Below are 20,550 nucleotides of genomic sequence, written 5' to 3'. Positions count from 1 at the left end.
TGAAGTGCACAATTCGCACTAGACTCCACAATGCGGAATTGCAATTCCGTATTCGACTGAAAGGGAGGGTGAATGACCAGCGGCTATCTCAGCGATTCCTTTCTGGCCGACGTCGACAGCCGATTGTCGGAGGCGGACGAGGACCTGGCACGCCGCTACCCCGGCGACGACGGTCGACGCCAGCCGGTCCACACCGTGTACGTTCCCGCCGACCGCTACGCACCCGAACTCCCGCGACAGTGGGGCGCCGCCGCACTGGACGCCGCGCGCGCGGCCGGCGGCCTCGACGCGGTCGCGGCGATGATCGGCCTCGGCGCCGCGCCCGAGTCCACACCGGAACGGCTCGCCGATCTCGTCGCGGCCAAACTGAGGTCCGAACCCATCGAGGACCTCCGTCTCGACTTCGAGGACGGATACGGCGACCGCGGTGACGCCGCCGAGGACGCCGACGTCGCATCCGCCGCCGCAGCGGTGCGCTCCGCGATCGACTCCGACGCGCTCCCACCGTTCATCGGCATCCGCTTCAAATGCTTCGAGGCTCCCGTCCGGCGCCGCGGGCTGCGCACGCTCGACGCCTTCATCGGCGCCTTGGCGGCCGGAGGGCCGCTGCCCGACGGCCTCACCCTCACGCTCCCGAAGGTCACCTCGGTGGACCAGGTGGAGGCGATGGTCCAGGTCGCGGCAGCGCTGGAACAGGCGCACGGCCTCCCGTCCCGGCGCATCCGGTTCGAGGTCCAGGTGGAGACGCCGCAGGCCGTCCTGGGCCCCGACGGCACGGCTCCGGTGGCGAGGCTGATCCATGCGGGCGACGGACGGGTCAGCTCACTGCACTACGGCACCTACGACTACTCGGCGTCGCTCGGCATCGCGGCGGCGTACCAGTCGATGGAGCACCCGGCGGCCGACCACGCCAAGAACGTCATGCAGCTGGCCGTCGCGGGCACCGGCGTTCACCTGTCCGACGGTTCCACCAACGTCCTGCCCGTCGGCGACGACCGGGAGCGGGCGGCGGCCTGGCGGCTGCACGCCCGACTCGTCCGCCGCCACCTGGAGCGCGGCATCTACCAGGGGTGGGATCTGCACCCGAACCAGCTCGTGACCCGTTTCCTGGCCACCTACGCCTTCTACCGCGACGGCTTCGCTCCCGCCGCCGCGCGTCTGCGGAACTACATGCACCGCATCGACTCCGGGATTCTCGACGAGCCGGCCACGGCCCGCGCACTCGCCGGTTTCATCGACCGCGGCGCCGTCTGCGGCGCACTCCCCGCCGACGATGTGGAAGCCGCCACCGACCTCCCGATGGAGACGGTCCGGGCCGTCGCCCTCGGTCGCATCACCACTCCGCTCGCCTGAACCGAACTCACACCCCACAGAGGAGACGTCGTGACCCCACCGCAGAAAGCGTCGTACTACACTCCCCGCGGCGGCCTGCCGCCGCAGACCGCGCTGCTCACGGATCGGGCCGTGGTCACCGAGGCGTACACGGTGATCCCCCGCGGTGTCCTCTCCGACATCGTCACGTCGGTCTTCCCCGAGTGGACCCGCACGCGCGGCTGGATCCTGAATCGGCCGGTCGCCGGCGGTTCCACCACGTTCTTCCAGGCCATCATGGAGGTCCAGCCCGGTGGAGGCGCCGACCGGCCCGAGCCGCAGCCCGAGGTGGAGGGTTTCCTGTTCGTCACCTCCGGCGTGCTGTCGGTGGTCGCCGGCGGACATGCGCAGACGCTCACCGAGGGCGGGTTCGCCTACCTCCCCGCGGGCAAGGCGTGGTCGGCACGCAACGACGCCGACGCCGACGCGACCTTCGTCTGGATCCGCAAGCGCTATCAGCCCGTCGACGGCCATGCACCGTCGGTCCGCTTCGGGAACGAGCGGGACATCGAACCGTCCGCGATGCCCGGCACCGACGGCAAATGGCGCACCACCCGCATGCTCGATCCGCAGGACCTCGCCTACGACATGCATGTCAACGTCGTGACCTTCGAGCCCGGCGCCACGATCCCCTTCGCCGAGACGCACGTCATGGAGCACGGACTCCTGATGCTGGAAGGCAAGGCCGTCTACCACCTCAACGGCGACTGGGTGGAGGTGCAGGAGGGCGACTACCTCTCCCTGCGCGCGTTCTGCCCGCAGGCCTGCTACGCCGGTGGGCCGTCGAACTTCCGGTATCTGCTCTACAAGGACGTCAACCGCCAGATCCTGCTCTGACTTCAGGCAGATCGTCTCCCCGCACTCCGCCCGGTACGCGTGCTCCCCCACCGCGTGCCGGGCGGTTCCATGCGTCGGTGGTCGGCGGATCAGATCTGGAACGGCCAGCCCACGACCTTCTTCTCACGCGGCGGTGCGTACGTGCGCACCTTGGAGGTCGACAGCCCCATGCGAACGAGCCCCTCGGCGATGGTGACCGCCGAACGCACGCCGTCGACGATGGGAACGCCGGTCGCGGCCCTGACCTTCTCCTCGAGCTCGGCCATTCCGCCGCAGCCGAGGCAGATCACCTCGGCGTGATCGCGCTCGACCGCTTCGCGCGCCTGCGCGACGATCGCCTCCACGGCACGCTCCGGGTCGGACTCCAATTCGAGGACGCCGAGGCCGGACGCCCGCACCGACGCGCAGCGCGTCGCGAGACCGGCGAGGCGCAGTCGGTCCTCGATCAGCGGAACGGTGCGGTCGAGCGTCGTGACGACCGAGTACTTGTGACCGAGGTACATGGCCGTCGAGGCGGCCGCCTCGGTGATGTCGACGACGGGCACGTCGAGCAATTCCTGGAGTCCCTCTCGGCCGTGTTCGCCGTAGCCGGCCTGGATGACGGCGTCGAAGGGCTCGGGATAGGACGTGATCGCATCCATGACGGCGATAGCGGCGAGGTACGACTCGAAGTTGCCCTCGCAGGAGTCCGCGCCGAAGCGCGGAGTGACGCCGACGATCTCGGTCCCGGGCGCGGCGACGGCCCGGGCGGACTCCGCGATCGCGTCGGTCATGGACTGCGTGGTGTTGACGTTGGCGACGAGGATCCGCACGGATTCGCTCCTTCGGGGGAATGGACGGGAATGGGGCGTGCCGGACGTCAGTGCGTGCTGGCGACGGCGATGGCCTCGCCGGAGACGTCGGCGAACGGTCCCTTACGATCGGCGACGAGCAGATAGAGGATCGCACCGACGGCGGCCCCGATGAACCACGAGTACTCCGAGACCACTTCGAAGGCCGGCACGAAAGCCAGGACGAGAGCGAACGCCGCCGTCGGGATCAGTGCGATCACCGCGCGGGGGTTGACGCCGCCCCGGTAGTGGTAGGCGCCGTCGGGGTCCTCGGTGAACAACTCGGGAACATTGACCCGCGATCGCCGGACCAGCCAGTAGTCGGCCATCACGATGCCGAACAGCGGGCCGAGCAGGGCACCGAGTCCGCCGAGGAAGTAATTGATGACCGCGGGCGAGTTGTAGAGGTTCCACGGCAGGATCACCAGACCGATGACCGCGGAGACCAGCGCCGCGCGTTGGAAGTTCAGCGTCTTGGGGAACAGATTGCTCAGCGCGTAGATCGGTGCGACGAAGTTCGCCATCATGTTGACCGCGACCGTCAGGATCAGCAGCGCGAGGCAGGCGAGCACCAGCAGGAACGTGTTCGGCACGGCCTGGACGATGTCGGCCGGCGATTCGATGACCCGGCCGTCGATCCGGAACTGCGCGCCGGCGAGGGTGATGACGATGCCGCCGAAGAGCAGCATGTTCAGCGGAATGCCGAAGAAGTTGCCCCGCACGATGGAGCCCTTCGACTTCGCGTTGCGGGTGAAGTCGCAGAAGTTGAGGACGAACGTGCCGTAGATCGCCACCCAGAGGCTGGCGCCGCCGACGATCTTGGCCCACATCTCACCGCCGGTGAGCGAGTCCGGCGTCGTCCACGCGATGGTCCAGTCGGCCTGGCTGAGCATCCAGACGGCCAGCGCGATCATGGTGATGAGAATGACGGGTCCGGCGAAGGCCTCGTACCGGCGAATCATCTCCATGCCGTAGCTGACGATCACCAGCTGGATCACCCACAGCGAGACGAACGAGATCCAGCCGAGGGTGGAGAGTCCGAGGAAACTGTTCGCATCGAGGTTCTGGGCCGACGGGATCAGCGCGACGATCAGGATGCGCAGCACCACCGACGCGAGGAAGGTCTGGATGCCGAACCAGGCGATGGCGACGGCGCCGCGGATGAGGGCGGGGATCTGCGCACCGCGGATGCCGAACGAGATCCGGCTCATCACCGGGAACGGGACGCCGGTCTTCTCGCCCATGAAGCCCGAGAGATTCAGGAGCAGGAACAGGAACAGTCCGCCGAGGCCGAGGGCCAGCAGGATCTGCCATCCGCCCAGGCCGAGCGCGAACAGGCCGATCGCGAACGCGTAGTTGCCGAGGCTGTGCACGTCGTTGGCCCACAGCGTGAAGATGTTGTACGCGCTCCATCGTCGTCCGGCCCGCTTGGTCGGAGCCAGATCGGCGTTGTAGAGGGCGGGACTCACGCATTCCGGCAGTCCCTGCTCGGTCCGCACGGCGACGTCGTCGAACGACACCGCGGACTCAGTGCGGCCGGCGGGGCCGGCGTCCTCGATCACTCCGGATGATTCGGTGCTCATGGCAGGACTTTCACTCGTCGCGGAGGACCTTGCCGCCAACCGCTGATTCCACTGTGTGGAATTAAGATTCCGTGGTTTTGAATATTTACGCCTACCGCTCGGTCAGATGTCAACCCCCGAGCACGTCGCACGCCCGCTGGGCGCCGTTCCAAAAAACGAAGATGTGATTCCACCATGAGGAATTACTCTGCGGTATTCTCTCCTCGACAGATCTGCCCGGCGACCACGTGGAGGAGCAGCCGCACATGAGTACCAGCCCGGAGAGCAACGAGACGGCGCAGTCCGTGTCCGCCGAGCCCGCGACCGCGTTCGATCTGGTCCTGCGCGGCGAGCAGATGTTGACGACGGCGGGGATCGTGGCCCGCGAGATCGGCATCCGCGACGGCCGCGTCACCGCGATCGAGCCGCTCGGCAGCGGCCTGCAGGGTGCCGAGGTCATCGAACTCGCGTCGAATCAAGTGATGATTCCGGGGCTGGTCGACACCCACGTGCACGTGAACGAGCCGGGTCGCACCGAATGGGAGGGCTTCGAGTCCGCCACCAAGGCGGCCGCCGCGGGCGGCGTCACCACGCTGATCGACATGCCGCTGAACTCGATTCCGTCCACCGTCACGGTCGAGGCGCTCAGCATCAAGCGGCGGGCCGCCGCGGGCAAGACCTACATCGACGTCGGCTTCTGGGGCGGCGCCATTCCCGGCAACGAGGGCGACCTCCGCGGGCTGCACGACGAGGGCGTCTTCGGTTTCAAGTGCTTCCTGCTGCACTCGGGCGTCGACGAGTTCCCGCATCTCACCGCCGACGAGATGGAAGCGGATATGGCGGAGCTGGCGAAGTACGACTCCCTGATGATCTTTCACGCCGAGGACTCGCGCGCGATCGACCACGCGCCCACCGCGGAGGGCAACCAGTACGCGAACTTCCTGGCCTCCCGCCCGCGCGGCGCAGAGAACGTGGCGGTCGCCGAGGTGATCGAGCGCGCCCGCTGGACCGGCGCCCGCGCGCACATCCTGCACCTGTCGTCCTCGGACGCACTGCCGATGATCGCCTCGGCGCGCCGCGACGGCGTCAAGCTCACCGTCGAGACGTGTCCGCACTACCTGACGCTGCTCGCCGAGGAGATCCCCAACGGCGCCACCGCGTACAAATGCTGTCCGCCGATCCGCGAGGCGTCGAACCGAGAGCTGCTCTGGCAGGGGCTGCTCGACGGCACCATCGACTGCATCGTGTCCGACCACTCGCCGTCGACGGTCGACCTCAAAGACGTCGAGGGCGGCGACTTCGGCGTCGCCTGGGGCGGCGTCGCATCACTGCAGCTGGGACTGTCGCTGATCTGGACCGAGGCCAAGCGCCGCGGCATCGATCTGCCGCAGGTGATGGAATGGATGTCGGCCAAGCCCGCGGCTCTGGCCGGGCTGACCAACAAGGGCCGCATCGCCCTCGGCTGCGACGCCGACTTCGCGATCTTCGAGCCCGATTCGGCGCAGGTGGTCGACGTCCGCAACCTGCATCACAAGAACCCGATCAGTCCGTACGACGGCCGCGCCCTGGCCGGCGTCGTCACGGGCACCTGGCTTCGCGGTCAGAAGGTCGACTTCGAGAACCCCCGCGGCCGGATGCTGCGCCGCGGAGACGTCTGATCCCATCACCTGGTCAGACAACGGAAAACGACTTCGCCGGCGAGGCACCACCTCGCCGGCGAAGTGCGTTGTGGCACAGCGAACTTCCAAACGCTTGTCGGCTGATCGGTCTAATCGTCCACCGGGCTCGCTGATATCCCCGAACAAGACATTGCCGACTCCTAAGATTCGTACGGTTTCCGCGCATTGCGCACACGCACATTCAGGAGCACGATGACCAACCAGCCACCCCTTCCACCGAATGGCCCCTACCCGCAGTATGGCCATCCACAGTATGGCCATCCACCCGTCGGCCCAGGGATGCAACCGCCCGTGCCGCCGGCCAAGCAGCGCAAGAAGTGGCCATGGATCGTCGGCATCGTCGTCGTAGTGGTGATCATCGCGGCGGCGATGAGCGGCGGCGACGACGACAAGTCCACTGACAAGACTGCGAAGAGCGCGGCGACCGTTTCCCAGCGAGCCGACACAGCGACCGCTGTCCCAGACGATGAAACGAACGAGAAGTCTGACAAGAAGTCGAAGGACGCGGGGCTCAACACTCCCGTCCGGGATGGCAAGTTCGAGTTCACTGTCACCGGTGTCGAGAAGGGCGTGCCCTCTGTGGGTGACAATCCCTACCTCACCGAGCAGGCTCAAGGGCAGTTCGTCATCCTGTCGGTCACAGTGAAGAACATCGGGAAGAAGCCCCAGTCCTTCTCTCCGACCGCCCAGAAGCTGATCGACTCCGAAGACCGGACATTCGAGCCCGACACGACAGCGCAGATCGCGCTCGGCGGGTCGGACATCACCGTCTGGGACAACATCAACCCGGGCAACGCAGTCGACGTCAAGCTCGTATTCGATATGCCGAAGGGCGCTGTTCCCGCAGCCGTGGAACTGCACGATTCGATGTTCTCGAATGGAGCCTCGGTGGATCTGGCCTAACCGCCTACACCACACGCTTCAGGCGGTCACCCGGGTCATCGCCCAGGTCCAGCACCTCGTTGAAGCCGTCGACGACGCACTCGGCGAATAATTCCGGCTCGGTGACGGCGGCGGCGTCGAAGTTCAGGCCGAGGCACGCCGTGCCGTTGTGCGTGATCATCGTGGCCATCACCGCGCAGCCGGGCAGCGGGCCGAAGGGGAACATCCGCTCCACGCGGGCGCCGGCGACGAACGTCTCCCACGGAATCCCCGGCACATTGCTGGCCTGCAGATCGTTCTGCGACGTGGTGCCGCTGAACTGCGCCAGCAGCGGGCCGGGCAGCCAAGCCGCCACCGGCCCGATGGTGTTGAGGATGTCGACCGCGGGCTCGGCGCGCGCCGCGCGGACCTGCTCCCGGATGGTCAGCACACGCTCGAACGGGTCGTCGATCCCGATCGGTCCCGCGAGCCGCCCGACGGCGATCCGGTTTCCGCCATCGGGATCGCCGGGTTCACGGACCGAGATGGGGATCGCGACGGGAATCGTGTCGACCACCGTCCCCATCCTCTCGTGGTACCGCCGGAAGCCGCCGATCAGGCCGCCGAGGTAGACGTCGTTGATCGACGCGCCGGTCGCCGAACTCACGGCGCGCAGCGCGGCGAAGTCCACCTCGAACGCACTGAACCGCCACGAGAGGCTGCGAGCCGCCAGCAGCGGTGATCCGGGCGGACTGATCATTCCGGCGACTCGCGGAACCGATCGGCCGTACCGAAGCACTCGGCGCAGGGTCCGCTTGGGATCACCGATCGCCCGGACTCCGGCGACGGCGAGTCCGGCCAGTTTCGGCAGCCGGCGGATCTCCTCTCCGATCTGGCGGCTCAGCACGTCGAGAGACGACAGATCCCCGGGTGCGGGGGCGGGCGGCTGCGGCTTGCCCGGTATCGGCTCGCGGCTGGTGGAATGCAGTTGCGCGAGAACGAGAATCGCACCGAGTCCGTCGGTGAGAGCATGATGCGCCTTGAAGAAGTACGCGGTCTTGCCGTCGGCCAGCCCGTCGATGAGGTAGCCCTCCCACGGCGGTCGAGCCGAGTCGAGCGGTGTCATCGCCAGCTGTTCGCAGAGGGTGAGGACCTCGCGCATCGATCCGTCGCCGGCTACCCGGACGCGCCGCAGGTGGTAGTGCAAGTCGAAGTCGGGGTCCACCTCCCAACTCGGGGTGCCGGTGCGCAGCGGCGATTCGATCACTCGCTGACGGAACCGCGGCGCCATCCGGCTTCCCCAGTCGTGCGCCGCCACGAGCCGATCCCAATCCGGTTCACAGTCGTAGACCTCGAGCATCGAGATCGTCGACCGCAACCTGCGGTCGGCATCGCCGCGCCACATGACCGTGTCGACCGCACTCATCTCCGGTTCGGTGCCCCATGCAAGAGGCCGGTCCACCACCGGCTCGCGCGGTGCACCGGAATCACTCGTCACCTTCGGACTCCTGCCACTCGAAGACTCCCATCGTCCTGGTCATCCGGCCGTCGTCGAACGCGGTGACCGGCCAGTCGGCCAGCGCGTCCAGGAACTGCTGTCGCACCTGGCTCGCGTACTCGCCGACGTTCTCGGGCACCCACGAGGAGGTGTCGACCGGCGGCAGCACTCGGACCTCGACCGTGCCGGGTTTGATCAACTGCGCTCCGCGCCACATCAGCTCGCCCGCGTTGCGCAAGACCACCGGCACCACCGGCACGCCGGCCTGCATGGCGATATGGAACGGTCCCTTCTTGAACTCACCGATCCGCGGCGTCGCCGACCTCGTCCCCTCCGGGGCCACGACGAGCGAGAACCCCTCGTCGACCACCTTCCGGACCACCGGTTCCAACTGTTCGATCGCCCGGCCGGCGTCGGCGCGGTCGATGAACGCCACACCCCCGACCTCCAGGATTCTGCCGAACAGCGGCAGGTCGCGGATCTCCTTCTTCGCCACCCCCGTGGCCTGGCCGCGGATGAGATGGATCATCACCGGGAGATCGAGCTTGGACTGGTGGTTGAACACGAAGACGCACGGTCGAGCCGACTGCAGATAGCCGCCTCCGTCGAGGACGTCCACCCGGACCCCGGCGAGTGCGAAACCGGTGTCGATCCCCGACGAGACAGCCTTCTGCATCACCTGCGTGCCGTCGTCGCTGAGCACTCCCCTGGCGAATCCGACGGCGGCGCCTCCGAGAAACGAGCCGTAGAAGGCACTGGTGCGGGCGAGCATGCCGAGCCTGTTGTGCGACGGATTCCGCAGTTCCAGGATCGGCCAGCCACGCGATTCGGCGACCGCCCGCAGCCCCCGCTGCGGCGACACCGCCGCCGGATGTCCTACCGCCTCCAGATAGGGCACATCCTCGTTTCCGTCGCTGTAGGCGAACGACGACGCCAGGTCCAGATCGTGCTCGGCGGCCAGGCGCCGCACCGCGGCGGCCTTGCCGGGGCCCCACAGCGGTCTGCCGAGGATCTTGCCGGTCGCGATCCCATCGATCACCTCGACGTCGGTCGCGAGCGCGTCGTCGGCATCGATCTGCCGGGCGATGGGCTCGATCTGAAAGCGCGTGGCCGAGGACGCGATCACGATGCGGTGTCCCTTGGACCGGTGCGCGCGAATGATCTGCCACATCTGCGGCCGCAGCTTGGAGGCCGTGTCCTCTTTGAACAGCCGCTCGCCCATCGCCAGCAACTCGGCGTAGGTCTTGCCTGCGAACGCCGGCCGCGTGGCTTCGAGCACCTCGGCGAAGTCCTGCTCCGACGAGCAGCCGCGCAGGGCGATCATCAGTCCGTCGAGGAGTTCGCCGGGCGTGAACTCGAGGCTGCGCAGACGCGCCCGCAGGATCGCCGTGGCCGAGAACCCCTCGATCAGCGTTCCGTCGTAGTCGAAGAAGGCACAGACCCGCCCGCCCTCGGGCGCGGACCGGATCGCCCGCAGCCGCTCCGCCAGCGCACTCATGCGTCCGCCTCCCGCGCTGCGGCCTGCGCCGCTTCGATCTCGGCGATCCGGGCGAGCCTGCACCGCATCTCCTCCACCTCGTCGAGCCAGGCTCTGCGGCGGGAGGCCACCTCGCTCGCCGAATCACCGTGCACCGCGCCGCGGTTGTCGGCCAGCCGGTACGCGCCGTCGTACAGTTCCCGGGACACCGAGTCCTTGCTGTGCACCACGCCCTGCAACGACAACTGGCGGCCCAGGCCGAGACACTCGGTCAACACCTCCTCCTTGTCGAGTTCCTCGGATCCGAGGGCGACCAGCCGGGTCGCCACCACCAGCTGCGCGTCGAAGAAGGTCTGCAGCGTGCGGCGGGCGAACAGTTGCCCCGCGCTCGCCAGCAGCGCCGCATGCACCCATTCCTTGGTCCGCCGGTCGGTCCGCCAACCGGGAGCGAGCAGATCCATCTCGGCTCCGAGCCGATGGAGGAACTCCTGCTTGGCGGGGAAGAAGAACTCGAACTTGAGCAGATCGCGGATGCGGAGCACCTCCTGCTGCGCGGGAGCGAGCAGCCCCTCGTCGGCGCCGGCCTGCGCGTCGGGCGCCGGGCCTCCCTCCACCACGTCGCCCGCCGACACGGCGAGCATCCCCAGTTCGACGATCGCCCGGCCGACGAAGTGGTGCAGCGCGCCGTTGCGGTAGTAGGCGGCGACCGCATGATTGTCGGGGGCGATGGACCACACCTGCTCCGGGCCGCCGTCGAAGGTCTCGAGGACACCGGCGTCGGTGAGTTCGCGGAGCGTGGTGAGCAGCCCGAGCCCGCGGCACAGCGACGGGTCGGGGCCGGGCAGGCCGCGGGTGTCGATGTAGGTCAGCAACGGCGCCAGAATCACCTCGATCTCCCGCGCCGTGTACGCCCGGTCCGCGGCGCCGAGCAATGCGAACCCGGCCAGAGACGTCGCCGAGATCGGAGTCGCGGCGTTGATCTCGTCCATGACCTTGAACGCGACCTTCTCCAGGCGTGCCCGCCCGGTCCCCGCCTCGGCCAGCGCTTCGCGGAGCGAGAACGGTTCACCGAACCGGACGCGGGCCTCGCCGCGATACGTCCGCTGGGCGCGAGCGTACTTGAGCAGCCACTTGAGGTCCTCGGGACTCTTGGTGCCCCCGGCCGACTCCTTCGCCATGGCGGCGATCTCCGGAAGCTGGTCGTAGACGATCGAGGTCGGCACCACCACCACGTCCGCGGCGTCGAGCGCCTCCACAGCGTCCGCGACGTAGGCGAGCAGACCGAGCATCGGCGGCCGCAGCTTGCCGGTCCGGCTTCGGCCGCCCTCGATGTACCACTCCAGATTGAAGCGCTTCTCGACGATGAAGGAGAGGTACGAGCGCATCGCCAGCTTGTAGACCGGGTCGGCGCCGAACTTGCGCCGGATGAACACGGTGCCCGCGCGGCGGGCGATCGGTCCCAACGGCCAGAACGCCAGGTTCTCACCCCCGAGCACGAGGTTCGGCGGAAAGTCGTGCTGATGCAGCACACTGGCCAGGATCAGCGAGTCGACGTACGACCGGTGCGAGGGCAGGAACACCAGCGAACTCGACTTGTTGACCGAGCGCAGACGTCCGAGGGTGTCCAGATCCGCCGACACCGACCATGCGCGCTCGTAAAGTCCGCTGAAAGTGGAGGTGAAGACGTCGCGGACCAGTCTGCTCTGGGTTGCGACGAAGGCGCTCATCTTGTCGGTGGCCTCCTGCGCCACCGATGCGGCGGACCGCCCGAGTTCGGCCGCGAGTTCGGCGGCCGCGGCCTGGAATCTGGCCGACGAGCTGATCTGCTCGGCCACCAGTCGCGGCACCTTGTACCGGGTTCCGACGAGTTCGAGTTCCGCGCGCTCGGCCGAGATCGCGGCCTGCATGCCGACGAAGCCTGCGAACGACGTCCCCTCGGCCTGCCGCTCGTCGTAGCGAGCGCCGAGTTCGGCCACTGTGGCGGGGACGCCCTGCACCACGCGGACCCGATCCGGTCCGTGCCTGCGGATGGCCGCCTGCCGGAAGGCCGGTGGGCGCCGCGGATTCGAGAGCACGATCGCGTCGGCCAACGCGACCTTGCGTTCACCGCGACGCACCGGCGGCAACCACACCACGCGCGCCGGAATCAGGGTGGTGTCCGGATCGAGAGCGGCCACGTCGACGTCCTCGAGCCTGACCACGCCGACACCCGGATGATGCTTCGCCGCCCACTCGTCGAGGATCTCCTGCTCCACTCCGGTCCGCACCTGCGCCAGTACGATCGCGCTCACCGAATCTCCTTCTCCGACGATCTGCCCCCGGACACGGCTGAGTTCCGGCGGGAACTGAATTGTCGCCGATCGCGGATCGGTCCGGGGCGGTATTCGATGCCGTTCGGTATTCCGGTCGAGCCGGCACCAAACACTCCCGCCGGTCTTGATCGTCTGATCTACTCGATCGTGTGAGTGTTTCGACCTCCGCGCCGCCGGTGTCACGCCGGGTCACCGCGGGCTTCGCGGCCGGCAGTCTGGGAACCGGTGGCTTCGGCGTGCTGCCCGGACTGGTGCTGGCGTACTACCTCACGGACACTCTCGCGGTCGGCGCCCTGCTCGCCTCGGCGATCGTGGTGATCCCCAAGATCGTCGACGTCCTGGTGAACCCGCTGATCGGCGCTCGCAACGACACCGCGTTCGCCGCCACCGGATCCCGCACGCGGTTGATGTGGATCGGCACCCTCGCGATCGTGCCGACGTTCATTCTCACCTTCGCCGCACCGACGGCCGCGCCGCCCGCGGTGGCCGCACTGTGGGTGCTCGTCTTCTTCACCACCGCTGCCGTGGCCTACGCCTGCTTTCAGGTCCCGTACATCGCGCTGCCCACCGATCTGACGCCCGACTATCACGCGCGCACACGTCTGATCTCGGCGCGGATCGCGGTTCTCGCGCTGGCGATCCTGTTGATCGGCGCGGGCGCTCCCGCGGTCCGCGATGCGCTCGGGGGCGGCGCCGCCGGTTACGCGGTGATGGCTGCGGTGTCCGTGGCCGTGATCGCGGGAGGCATGGCCGTCTCGACAGCGGTCGCCGGCGCCGCGGGCCGTCGGGCGCCGATCCGGGCGCGGACCGCGACGCACGCGGTGGGCGGAGCCGCGGCGTTCCGGGCCGTCCGCGATCATCACCACTATCGGGTCCTGTTGTCGGTCTTCGTGATTCAGGCGCTCGCGAGCGCGGTGATGCTCGCCGGAGCGCAGTATCTGGCGACCTACGTCCTCGACAGCTCCGCCGCGCTGACCCCGCTGTTCGTCGCGCTCGTGGCACCGGCGCTGCTGGTGATGCCGCTGTGGGTCCGTGTGGGACGACGTTTCGGGAAGCTGCGCGGTCTGTACGCGGCGTCGGCGTTGTTCCTGCTCGCGGACGTGATCCTCGCTTTCGCGATCGCGGCGCCGGGGGCGTGGGTCTTCGGAGTCCTGGCGATCACCGGCGTCGGCTACGCCGGCATGCAGACCTTTCCGCTCGCGATGCTTCCCGACGTGATCGACGAATACTCCGCGCGCACCGGCCGCGAGCAGGGCGGCGCCCTGTCCGGCCTCTGGACCGCGGGCGAAACGCTGGGCATGGCCGTGGGACCGGGTCTGTACCTGCTGGTGCTCGCGGCCACCGGGTTCGTCTCGTCGACGGCCGACACGGTCGCCGATCAGCCGCGCAGCGCGATCATCGGCATCACCGCGGGATTCTCGGTGCTGCCCGCAGTCCTGGTGGCGCTGAGTCTGGTGCTGCTGACCCGCTACGAGAGGAGACGTCCGTGACGAGCCGCGACCCGGACGAGGTACTGGCCAGACTGCGCCGACTGCGCGAATCCGACGCGCCGACCCACGGCGGCCGGATCCTCTCCTACGTGTACGACAGCGGGCTGGGCGTCCTCGACCGGCTGGCCGCGGACGCAGCCGAGCTCGTCCGTCCGGTGAACGGACTCGATCCCACGGTCTTCGGATCGGTCGCCGCGATGGAACGCGATCTGATCGAGTTCTCCCGGAGCGCATTCGGCTCCCCCGACGCCGTCGGGACGGTCACCTCCGGCGGCACCGAGAGCTGCCTCCTCGCCGTCGCCGCGGCCCGCCGGACCTCCGGGCTCCCGCGCGGGCACGGAAATGTGGTCGCACCGTCGACGGCGCACGCCGCCTTCGACAAGGCCGCCGAACTGCTCGGCGTCGATCTACGACGAGTTCCGGTGGATCCCGACTCCACTCGACCGTCCGCCGCCGACGTCGCCGCGCACGTCGACGACGAGACCTTCCTGCTGGTCGCGTCCGCTCCGAACTATCCGACCGGAACGATGGACCCGATCGCCGAGTTCGGCGCGCTGGCGCTCGAACGCGGGCTGCCGCTGCACGTGGATGCCTGTCTCGGCGGCTTCGCACTCGCCTGGTGGCCCGAACCGTCCGATCCGTGGGACCTGTCCGTGCCCGGTGTCACCAGCCTGTCCGCCGACTTCCACAAATACGGCTACGCCCCGAAGGGCGCGTCCATCCTGCTGCACACCGATCGGGATCGGCACCGCGCCGGCTACTTCGCCACCGCGGACTGGCCGGGCTATCCGGTGGTCAACCCGACGCTGCTCGGGTCGCGATCGGCCACCGGCACCGCCGCAGCGTGGGCGATCACCCAGTTCCTCGGCCCCGAGGGGTTCGCCGGACTCGTCGGCGACGTCGCCGCCGCGCGCACGGCGCTCCTCGAACAGATCTGCGCCATCGACGGGCTCCGGGTGGTCGGCGACCCCTTCGGTCCGGTCTTCGCGGTGGCCGCCGACCACGCGTCGGCGCGGCCGATCGACCCCCACCGGTGGGCCGACGAGGTCCACGCGCGTGGATTCACCCTGCAGGCGCAGCCCCGCTACCGGCAGTCCGACGGCTCCGAACTCGCCGCGAGCACCCACCTGACGATCACTCCGGTGACCCGGACGGTGGCCGCCGAGCTGTCGGCCGCAATGGTCGACGCCGCGACCGCGGCTCGTGCACTTCCGCCGATCGACGCACCGGGCCCGCTCCGCGAGCTGGCCGCGGCGTTCGAGTCCGGAGCCGTCACGGTCGAGGACGCCGTCGGGCTGGACTCGGCGGCCACCGAGGCCGTGCTGATCGGAGCGGGGATCGACCCGCACTCCGACCCGGCGCGGTCGGAGGAGGCGCTCGACATCGGCGCCGTGATCGCCGCCATCGACCTCCTTCCCCGACCGGTGACGGCGAAGATGCTCATCGAGTTCCTCGCCGCCTTCACCAATCCGCCGCCGGCCGGGACGGGCACTACAGTGCGCGCGAGATGATCTCCTTCATGATCTCGTTGGTGCCGCCGTAGATCATCTGGACGCGGTTGTCGGCCCACATGCGGGCGATCGGGTACTCGTTCATGTAGCCGTAGCCGCCGAAGAGCTGCAGGCAGGTGTCGGCGACCTGCATGGCCTTCTCGGTGGTCCACCACTTCGACATCGCCACGGTCGGGATGTCGAGTTCACCGCGCAGGTGCTGCTCGATGCAGTCGTCGATGAACACCCGGGCGACGTGTGCTTCGGTCGCGACCTCGGCGAGCTTGAACTTGGTGTTCTGGAAGCCGTAGATCGGACGGCCGAAGGCGGTGCGCTCCTTGGTGTACTCGAGCGTCTTCTCCAGGGCGACCTCCATGCCTGCGACGGACGCGACACCGATGATCAGGCGCTCCTGCGGAAGCTGCGTCATCAGCTGGATGAAGCCCAGCCCCTCCTGGTCGCCGAGCAGATTCGACTGCGGCACACGCACACCCGAGAAGTTCAGCTCGGCCGTGTCCTGGCCGCGCATGCCGACCTTGTCGAGGATCCGGCCGCGGCTGAAGCCCTCGCGGTCGGTCTCGACCAGGATCAGCGAGATGCCCTTGGCGCCCTCGTTGGTGTCGGTCTTGGCGACGACGATCACCAGATCGGCCTGGCCGCCGTTGGTGATGAAGGTCTTGGAACCGTCGATGACGTAATCGTCACCGTCCTTGATCGCCTTGGTCTTGACGTTCTGCAGGTCCGATCCCGTTCCCGGCTCGGTCATGGCGATCGCACTGACCACCTCTCCCGAGGCCATCTTCGGCAACCAGTGCTGCTTCTGCTCCTCGGAGCCGTACGCGAGCAGGTAGTGCGCGACGATCCCGTTGTGCAGGCTCTGGCCCCATGACGAGTCGACGGCCCGCGCCTGCTCCTCGATCAGGACCGCCTCGTGGGCGAACGTGCCGCCGCCGCCCCCGTACTCCTCCGGGATCGACATGCAGAGCAGGCCCACCTCGCCCGCTTTGAGCCACAGATCGCGGTCGACGTGGTGCTGCTCGATGAAGCGTTCGGTGTTCGGAGCGAGCTCCTTCTCGCAGAACGCGCGCGCCATGTCGCGCAGCGCGGTGAGTTCCTCGGTCTCCCACGAAGGACGTCGTGCCATGAGTTGAGCTACCTATCTCGAGTGCGGTGTTCGACGCTGAGCGTGCCGCCCAGCCCTACCGGCGACTATACAGTCGTACCGTATTTTGAGTGCCTCGCGAGCTTAACATCGCTCGATGTCAACGTCGCGTCCGGGGCGGCGCCGACCGCCGCTCCGGCCGCCCCGCGCACAACCGTAAACGCCCGGAACCAGGCGGTTCCGGGCGTTTACGGGGACGAGAGATGCAGGTCAGGCGTTGCCCTTAGACCACGTCGACCAGGGGATGTTCCAGTCGCCGAGACCGTCGGTGCCGGGCAGTTCGGGCCCGATCGTGTTCTTCACCGTCACCGGGTCGCCGCGCAACGTGTTCCGGACCACCCAGAGGGCGTCGTCCGGGCTGAGGTTCAGGCACCCGTGGCTGGTGTTCGTGTTGCCCTGCGCCCACACCGACCACGGAGCCGAGTGCAGGTAGATACCGCTGTACGACATCTGGGTCGCGTAGTCCACGGGGGTGCGGTAGCCGTCGGCGGAGTTCGTCGGGACGCCGTAGGTCGAGGAGTCCATGATGATGTGATCGAGACGGTCACCGATGATGTAGATGCCGTTGTCGGTGGGGGCGCTCTCCTTGCCCATCGAAGTCGGCATGGTCCGGATGACCTTGCCGTCGCGCTTGACGGTGACCATCTTGGTGTTGTCGTCCGCGAACAACTCCATCTGGCGGCCGACCTTGAACGACGACGAGACGTTCTCCTGGCCGAAGAGCCCGTCGCCCAGATCGATTCCGAAGGTGTTGACCGTCACGCTCACCTTGGTGCCCGGCTTCCAGAAGTGCTCGGGACGCCAGCGGACCTCCTGGTCGCTGATCCAGTAGAAGGCGCCCTCCACCTTCGGGGTCGAGGTGATCTTGATGGCGGCCTGGGCCGCCTTGCGGTCCGGGATCGCCTCGTCGAAACGCACACCGATGGTCTGCGCGATACCGACGGTCTCACCGTCGGGCGGGCTGATGTACGCCTGCGTCACGTTGTTCGGAGCGCGGGTGGTGAAGGTGCTCTTGCTGGTCGTGGTGCCGCCGACGCCGATCGCGTCCGCGGTGACCGTGTACGACCTGTCGTATCCGAACGGCTCGGCACTGGTCCACTTGGTGCCGTCCTCGCTCAGCACGCCCTTGATCGGCGTGCCGTCCGACTTCGGGATGTTGACATTGCGGATGGTGCCCTCGGTCGCGGTCACGACGATCGGCGCACCCGGCTGGACGCCCACCTCACCCTTCTGCAGAGGCTTGCCCGACTCGTCGGTGAACGCGAGTGCAGGCTTGATCATGTCCCCGAACTCACCGTTCGCGTGGACCTGACCGTCATAGCTGCTACAGGACGAGATCAGCGCGATGGCGGCAAGCATGGCAAAAACGGCAGTGACCTTGGCCCCGAACCGACGGCCGCGCATCCGACGAAAACGCATTGTGCTCCCAAGAAGAATTCAGCGGGCTCCGCAGAGACGGAGCCTGTTCCGGCTGCCCATTGTACGAGAGGCGCCAGACCGCCTGCACCTCGGACGCGTGTGGAGCGCCACACATCATTCACGCGAACGACCTGCGCACGTTCCCGGCGTCGAGCGGTCGTCCCGGACGGCTCAGGCCGCCGACTCCGCGAGCGGGCGGCGGTCGCCGGTCCCGTCGGGGCCGCCGGCGTCGGCGCCGCGCCCGGCCGAGCGGTCCACCTGCGCGAATCCCGGCCGAGCCGAGCCCGCGAAGGAGCGGAACCAGGACAGCACGGCGCCGACCCTGTTCCGGAATCCCACCAGGTAGAACAGGTGCACCCCGAGCCACGTGAGCCAGCCGAGGAAGCCGGTGAGCTTGATGCCGAACGGCGCGTCGACGACGGCGTTATGGCGGTTGATCACCGCCATGCTGCCCTTGTCGAGGTAACGGAACCGGGTGCCGCGGACCGTGGCACCGCGGATCATGTCGGCGGCGTGACGGCCCTGCTGCATCGCGACCGGACTCTGGCCGGGCAGCCTGTCGAGGCTCGTCATGTCGCCGATCGCGAAGACGTCGGCGCGGCCGCCGACCGTGAGGTCGGGGTTGATGAGCAGTCGCCCGGCGCGGTCGGTCTCGCATCCGGTCGCCTCGGCCACCACCTGCGCGAGTGGCGTGGCCTTCACTCCAGCCGACCACACCACCGTCCGCGCCCGCAGAACCCGCTCGGTTCCGTCGGCGGCCCGGACGGTCACCGCGTCGCCGTCGATATCGGTCACGACGGTCTCGGTCATCACGTCGATTCCCGACTTCTCCAGCGTCTTGCGCGCGAAGTCCGACAACTTGCCCCCGTACACGGGAAGGACGTCGCCCGCCCCCTCCACGAGGTGGACGGTGGCCGGCGCGTCGGTGAAATAGCGCAGGCCCAGCTCTTGGATCTGGCCCGCGATCTCGACACCCGTGGCGCCGGCGCCGACGACGACGAAGGTGTGCGCGGTCTCGTCGGCGAGCGGAGCCTCGAAGCAGTCCAGCAGGTGCGCCCGCAGATCGATCGCGTCGTCGCGCGTCTTGAGCGAGAAGGTGCTCTCAGCCCACTCGTCGTGGCCGAAGTATCCCTGGCTCGCGCCGGCGGCGACGATCAGGAACTCGTAGGCGATCTGCTCGCTGCCGTCGTCGGTGCTGTAGGTGATCACCTTGCGCTCGGCGTCGAGCGCGGTGACGTAGCCTTCCACGACGTCGATCGACTTCTTATCCGCGAGAACGTCGGCGATCGACGGCGCGATCTCCTGCGCCGGGAGGACGCCGGTGGCGACCTGGTACAGCAGCGGCTGGAACAGATGCTCCGGCGTCGCGGAGATCAGCACCGTCTCGACCTTCGACTTCGCCAGCTGCTTGGCTGCCGCCAATCCGCCGAATCCCGAGCCGATGATCACGACCTCGGTGCTGCGCATGTGCCTCATCTCCTGTGCGTTGTCCGCCAATTGCTTTCACTGATCACAGTGCCGGATAGCTGCGTTGCCCCTCAACCCGATTGACCACTCGTTTACCGATGACATTTATCTGTTCTACTCATACAGTGAGGGAATGGAGTTCCGGCAGCTCGAGTACCTGACCGCGGTCGCCGACACCGGCGGCTTCTCCAAGGCCGCCGAACGGTGTTTCGTCTCGCAGTCGGCGATCAGTCACCAGATCGCCGCGCTCGAGCGCGAGCTCGGAACCGAGCTCTTCGACCGCTCCACCCGCCGGGTCCGACTGACCGAGGCCGGCGAGACCCTGCTGCCACGCGCGCGGGAACTGCTGGGCTTGCGCGATGCCGCGATCGCCGCCGTGAGCCCACAGCCCAACCGGATCCGGATCGCGGCGAACATGTCGTTCGCCGGTTCGGCGCTGGCGGCCGTGTCGGCGATCCGCGACCGCCATCCGGACGCAGAGATCGACTTCCTCATCAAACCCTTCGCCCAACGGATCGAGGCCGTCGCCGCCGGCGACGCCGACATCGCACTGATCCGCGGCAGCCTCGACCACGAGGGTCTCTACCTCGATCCGCTGTGGATCGAGCAACCCGTCGTCGCATTCAGTCCGCGTCACCGTCTCGCCAAGCTCGGGAGGCCGCCCCGGCCCGAAGAACTCGCCGAGTACCCGCTGCTGCTCCCGCCGATCGAGAAGCAGGTTCTCCTGCACCGTCTCGTCGAGCGAGTCTTCGCCAAGGCCGGAGTCGCCGCCCTGCTCGGTCCCGAGATCCGCGACGGACACCCGGTGACCTTCGATCTCATCAACCGGCCGGAGTCGTGGACGCTGCTGTACGAGGATCTCAAACAGCCCGGCATCATCTGCAGGCACAATCCGGCGTTCACGCTGACGGTCTCGGCGGCACTGCGCACCGACGCCGCCCCGAATCCACTGGTCGCCGATCTGCTCACCGAACTCTCGGGAGGGTATCGGCGCGGCTGACCGGGGGAGCAGGCCCTGGGAACGAGAAGAGCCCCCGTCGAACCGAGTGGTTCAGACGAGGGCTTCTACTGTGCGCCATCAGGGACTCGAACCCC

At 68.2% G+C, this 20,550-nt stretch carries 15 protein-coding genes; 7 read left to right on the top strand and 8 right to left on the bottom strand.

Annotation, left to right across the window (positions count from 1 at the left end; genetic code table 11):
* The first annotated feature begins 72 nt into the window (after window positions 1-72).
* Window positions 73-1,353 carry a DUF6986 family protein gene (locus Y710_RS12355; RefSeq protein WP_062367584.1) on the top strand — a complete coding sequence of 427 codons (1,281 nt, stop codon included), beginning with the start codon at window positions 73-75 and terminating at the stop codon, window positions 1,351-1,353.
* Between the two features lie 30 nt (window positions 1,354-1,383).
* Window positions 1,384-2,208, top strand: coding sequence for a bifunctional allantoicase/(S)-ureidoglycine aminohydrolase (locus tag Y710_RS12350; RefSeq protein WP_062367583.1), 825 nt, complete (start codon window positions 1,384-1,386; stop codon window positions 2,206-2,208).
* An 89-nt stretch (window positions 2,209-2,297) separates the two neighbouring features.
* Here the strand turns inward: Y710_RS12350 and Y710_RS12345 are convergent, their stop codons facing one another.
* Both Y710_RS12345 and Y710_RS12340 read right to left on the bottom strand, forming a co-directional pair.
* A complete protein-coding gene (locus tag Y710_RS12345) occupies window positions 2,298-3,020 on the bottom strand; it encodes an aspartate/glutamate racemase family protein (protein ID WP_062367582.1) in 723 nt (240 codons plus the stop codon).
* Window positions 3,021-3,067: 47 nt separating this feature from the next.
* Window positions 3,068-4,621, bottom strand: a complete 1,554-nt coding sequence (locus Y710_RS12340; RefSeq protein ID WP_062367581.1) for an NCS1 family nucleobase:cation symporter-1 — start codon at window positions 4,619-4,621, stop codon at window positions 3,068-3,070.
* 245 nt (window positions 4,622-4,866) lie between these two features.
* On the opposite strand from Y710_RS12340, the gene allB reads away from it, so the two are divergent.
* Window positions 4,867-6,258 carry an allantoinase AllB gene (gene allB / locus Y710_RS12335; protein ID WP_062367618.1) on the top strand — a complete coding sequence of 464 codons (1,392 nt, stop codon included), beginning with the start codon at window positions 4,867-4,869 and terminating at the stop codon, window positions 6,256-6,258.
* Between the two features lie 213 nt (window positions 6,259-6,471).
* Window positions 6,472-7,182: a DUF4352 domain-containing protein gene (locus Y710_RS12330; RefSeq protein WP_045538977.1), complete on the top strand. Its 711-nt coding sequence runs from the start codon at window positions 6,472-6,474 to the stop codon at window positions 7,180-7,182.
* A gap of 4 nt (window positions 7,183-7,186) precedes the next feature.
* Here Y710_RS12330 and Y710_RS12325 read toward each other — a convergent pair whose 3' ends face one another.
* From Y710_RS12325 to Y710_RS12315, 3 genes are all read right to left on the bottom strand, one after another.
* Window positions 7,187-8,566, bottom strand: coding sequence for a wax ester/triacylglycerol synthase domain-containing protein (locus Y710_RS12325; protein WP_045538987.1), 1,380 nt, complete (start codon window positions 8,564-8,566; stop codon window positions 7,187-7,189).
* Window positions 8,567-8,627: 61 nt separating this feature from the next.
* Window positions 8,628-10,136, bottom strand: a complete 1,509-nt coding sequence (locus Y710_RS12320) for an HAD-IB family hydrolase (RefSeq protein ID WP_062367580.1) — start codon at window positions 10,134-10,136, stop codon at window positions 8,628-8,630.
* Window positions 10,133-12,406: a glycerol-3-phosphate 1-O-acyltransferase gene (locus Y710_RS12315; protein WP_062367579.1), complete on the bottom strand. Its 2,274-nt coding sequence runs from the start codon at window positions 12,404-12,406 to the stop codon at window positions 10,133-10,135. Before Y710_RS12315 ends, Y710_RS12320 begins: the two co-directional genes overlap by 4 nt.
* Window positions 12,407-12,576: 170 nt before the next feature.
* Between Y710_RS12315 and Y710_RS12310 the strand changes: the two genes are divergently transcribed.
* Together Y710_RS12310 and Y710_RS12305 are read left to right on the top strand one after the other, a co-directional pair.
* Window positions 12,577-13,917 carry an MFS transporter gene (locus tag Y710_RS12310; protein ID WP_062367578.1) on the top strand — a complete coding sequence of 447 codons (1,341 nt, stop codon included), beginning with the start codon at window positions 12,577-12,579 and terminating at the stop codon, window positions 13,915-13,917.
* Window positions 13,914-15,428: a pyridoxal phosphate-dependent decarboxylase family protein gene (locus Y710_RS12305; protein ID WP_062367577.1), complete on the top strand. Its 1,515-nt coding sequence runs from the start codon at window positions 13,914-13,916 to the stop codon at window positions 15,426-15,428. Before Y710_RS12310 ends, Y710_RS12305 begins: the two co-directional genes overlap by 4 nt.
* On the opposite strand, the gene Y710_RS12300 is transcribed toward Y710_RS12305, so the two are convergent.
* From Y710_RS12300 to Y710_RS12290, 3 genes are all read right to left on the bottom strand, one after another.
* A complete protein-coding gene (locus Y710_RS12300) occupies window positions 15,409-16,551 on the bottom strand; it encodes an acyl-CoA dehydrogenase family protein (RefSeq protein ID WP_062367576.1) in 1,143 nt (380 codons plus the stop codon). The genes Y710_RS12305 and Y710_RS12300 overlap by 20 nt on opposite strands.
* A 228-nt stretch (window positions 16,552-16,779) precedes the next feature.
* Complete coding sequence (locus tag Y710_RS12295) at window positions 16,780-17,988, bottom strand: L,D-transpeptidase (RefSeq protein ID WP_045540497.1); 1,209 nt, start codon at window positions 17,986-17,988, stop codon at window positions 16,780-16,782.
* A gap of 171 nt (window positions 17,989-18,159) precedes the next feature.
* Window positions 18,160-19,455, bottom strand: coding sequence for an NAD(P)/FAD-dependent oxidoreductase (locus Y710_RS12290; RefSeq protein WP_062367575.1), 1,296 nt, complete (start codon window positions 19,453-19,455; stop codon window positions 18,160-18,162).
* 133 nt (window positions 19,456-19,588) lie between these two features.
* Between Y710_RS12290 and Y710_RS12285 the strand changes: the two genes are divergently transcribed.
* Window positions 19,589-20,455, top strand: a complete 867-nt coding sequence (locus Y710_RS12285) for a LysR family transcriptional regulator (protein ID WP_006896543.1) — start codon at window positions 19,589-19,591, stop codon at window positions 20,453-20,455.
* Window positions 20,456-20,550: the final 95 nt, after the last annotated feature.

Source organism: Gordonia sp. QH-12 (assembly GCF_001578675.1).
GTDB lineage: Bacteria > Actinomycetota > Actinomycetes > Mycobacteriales > Mycobacteriaceae > Gordonia > Gordonia sihwensis.
This window is presented reverse-complemented; position numbering and strand designations above follow the sequence as displayed.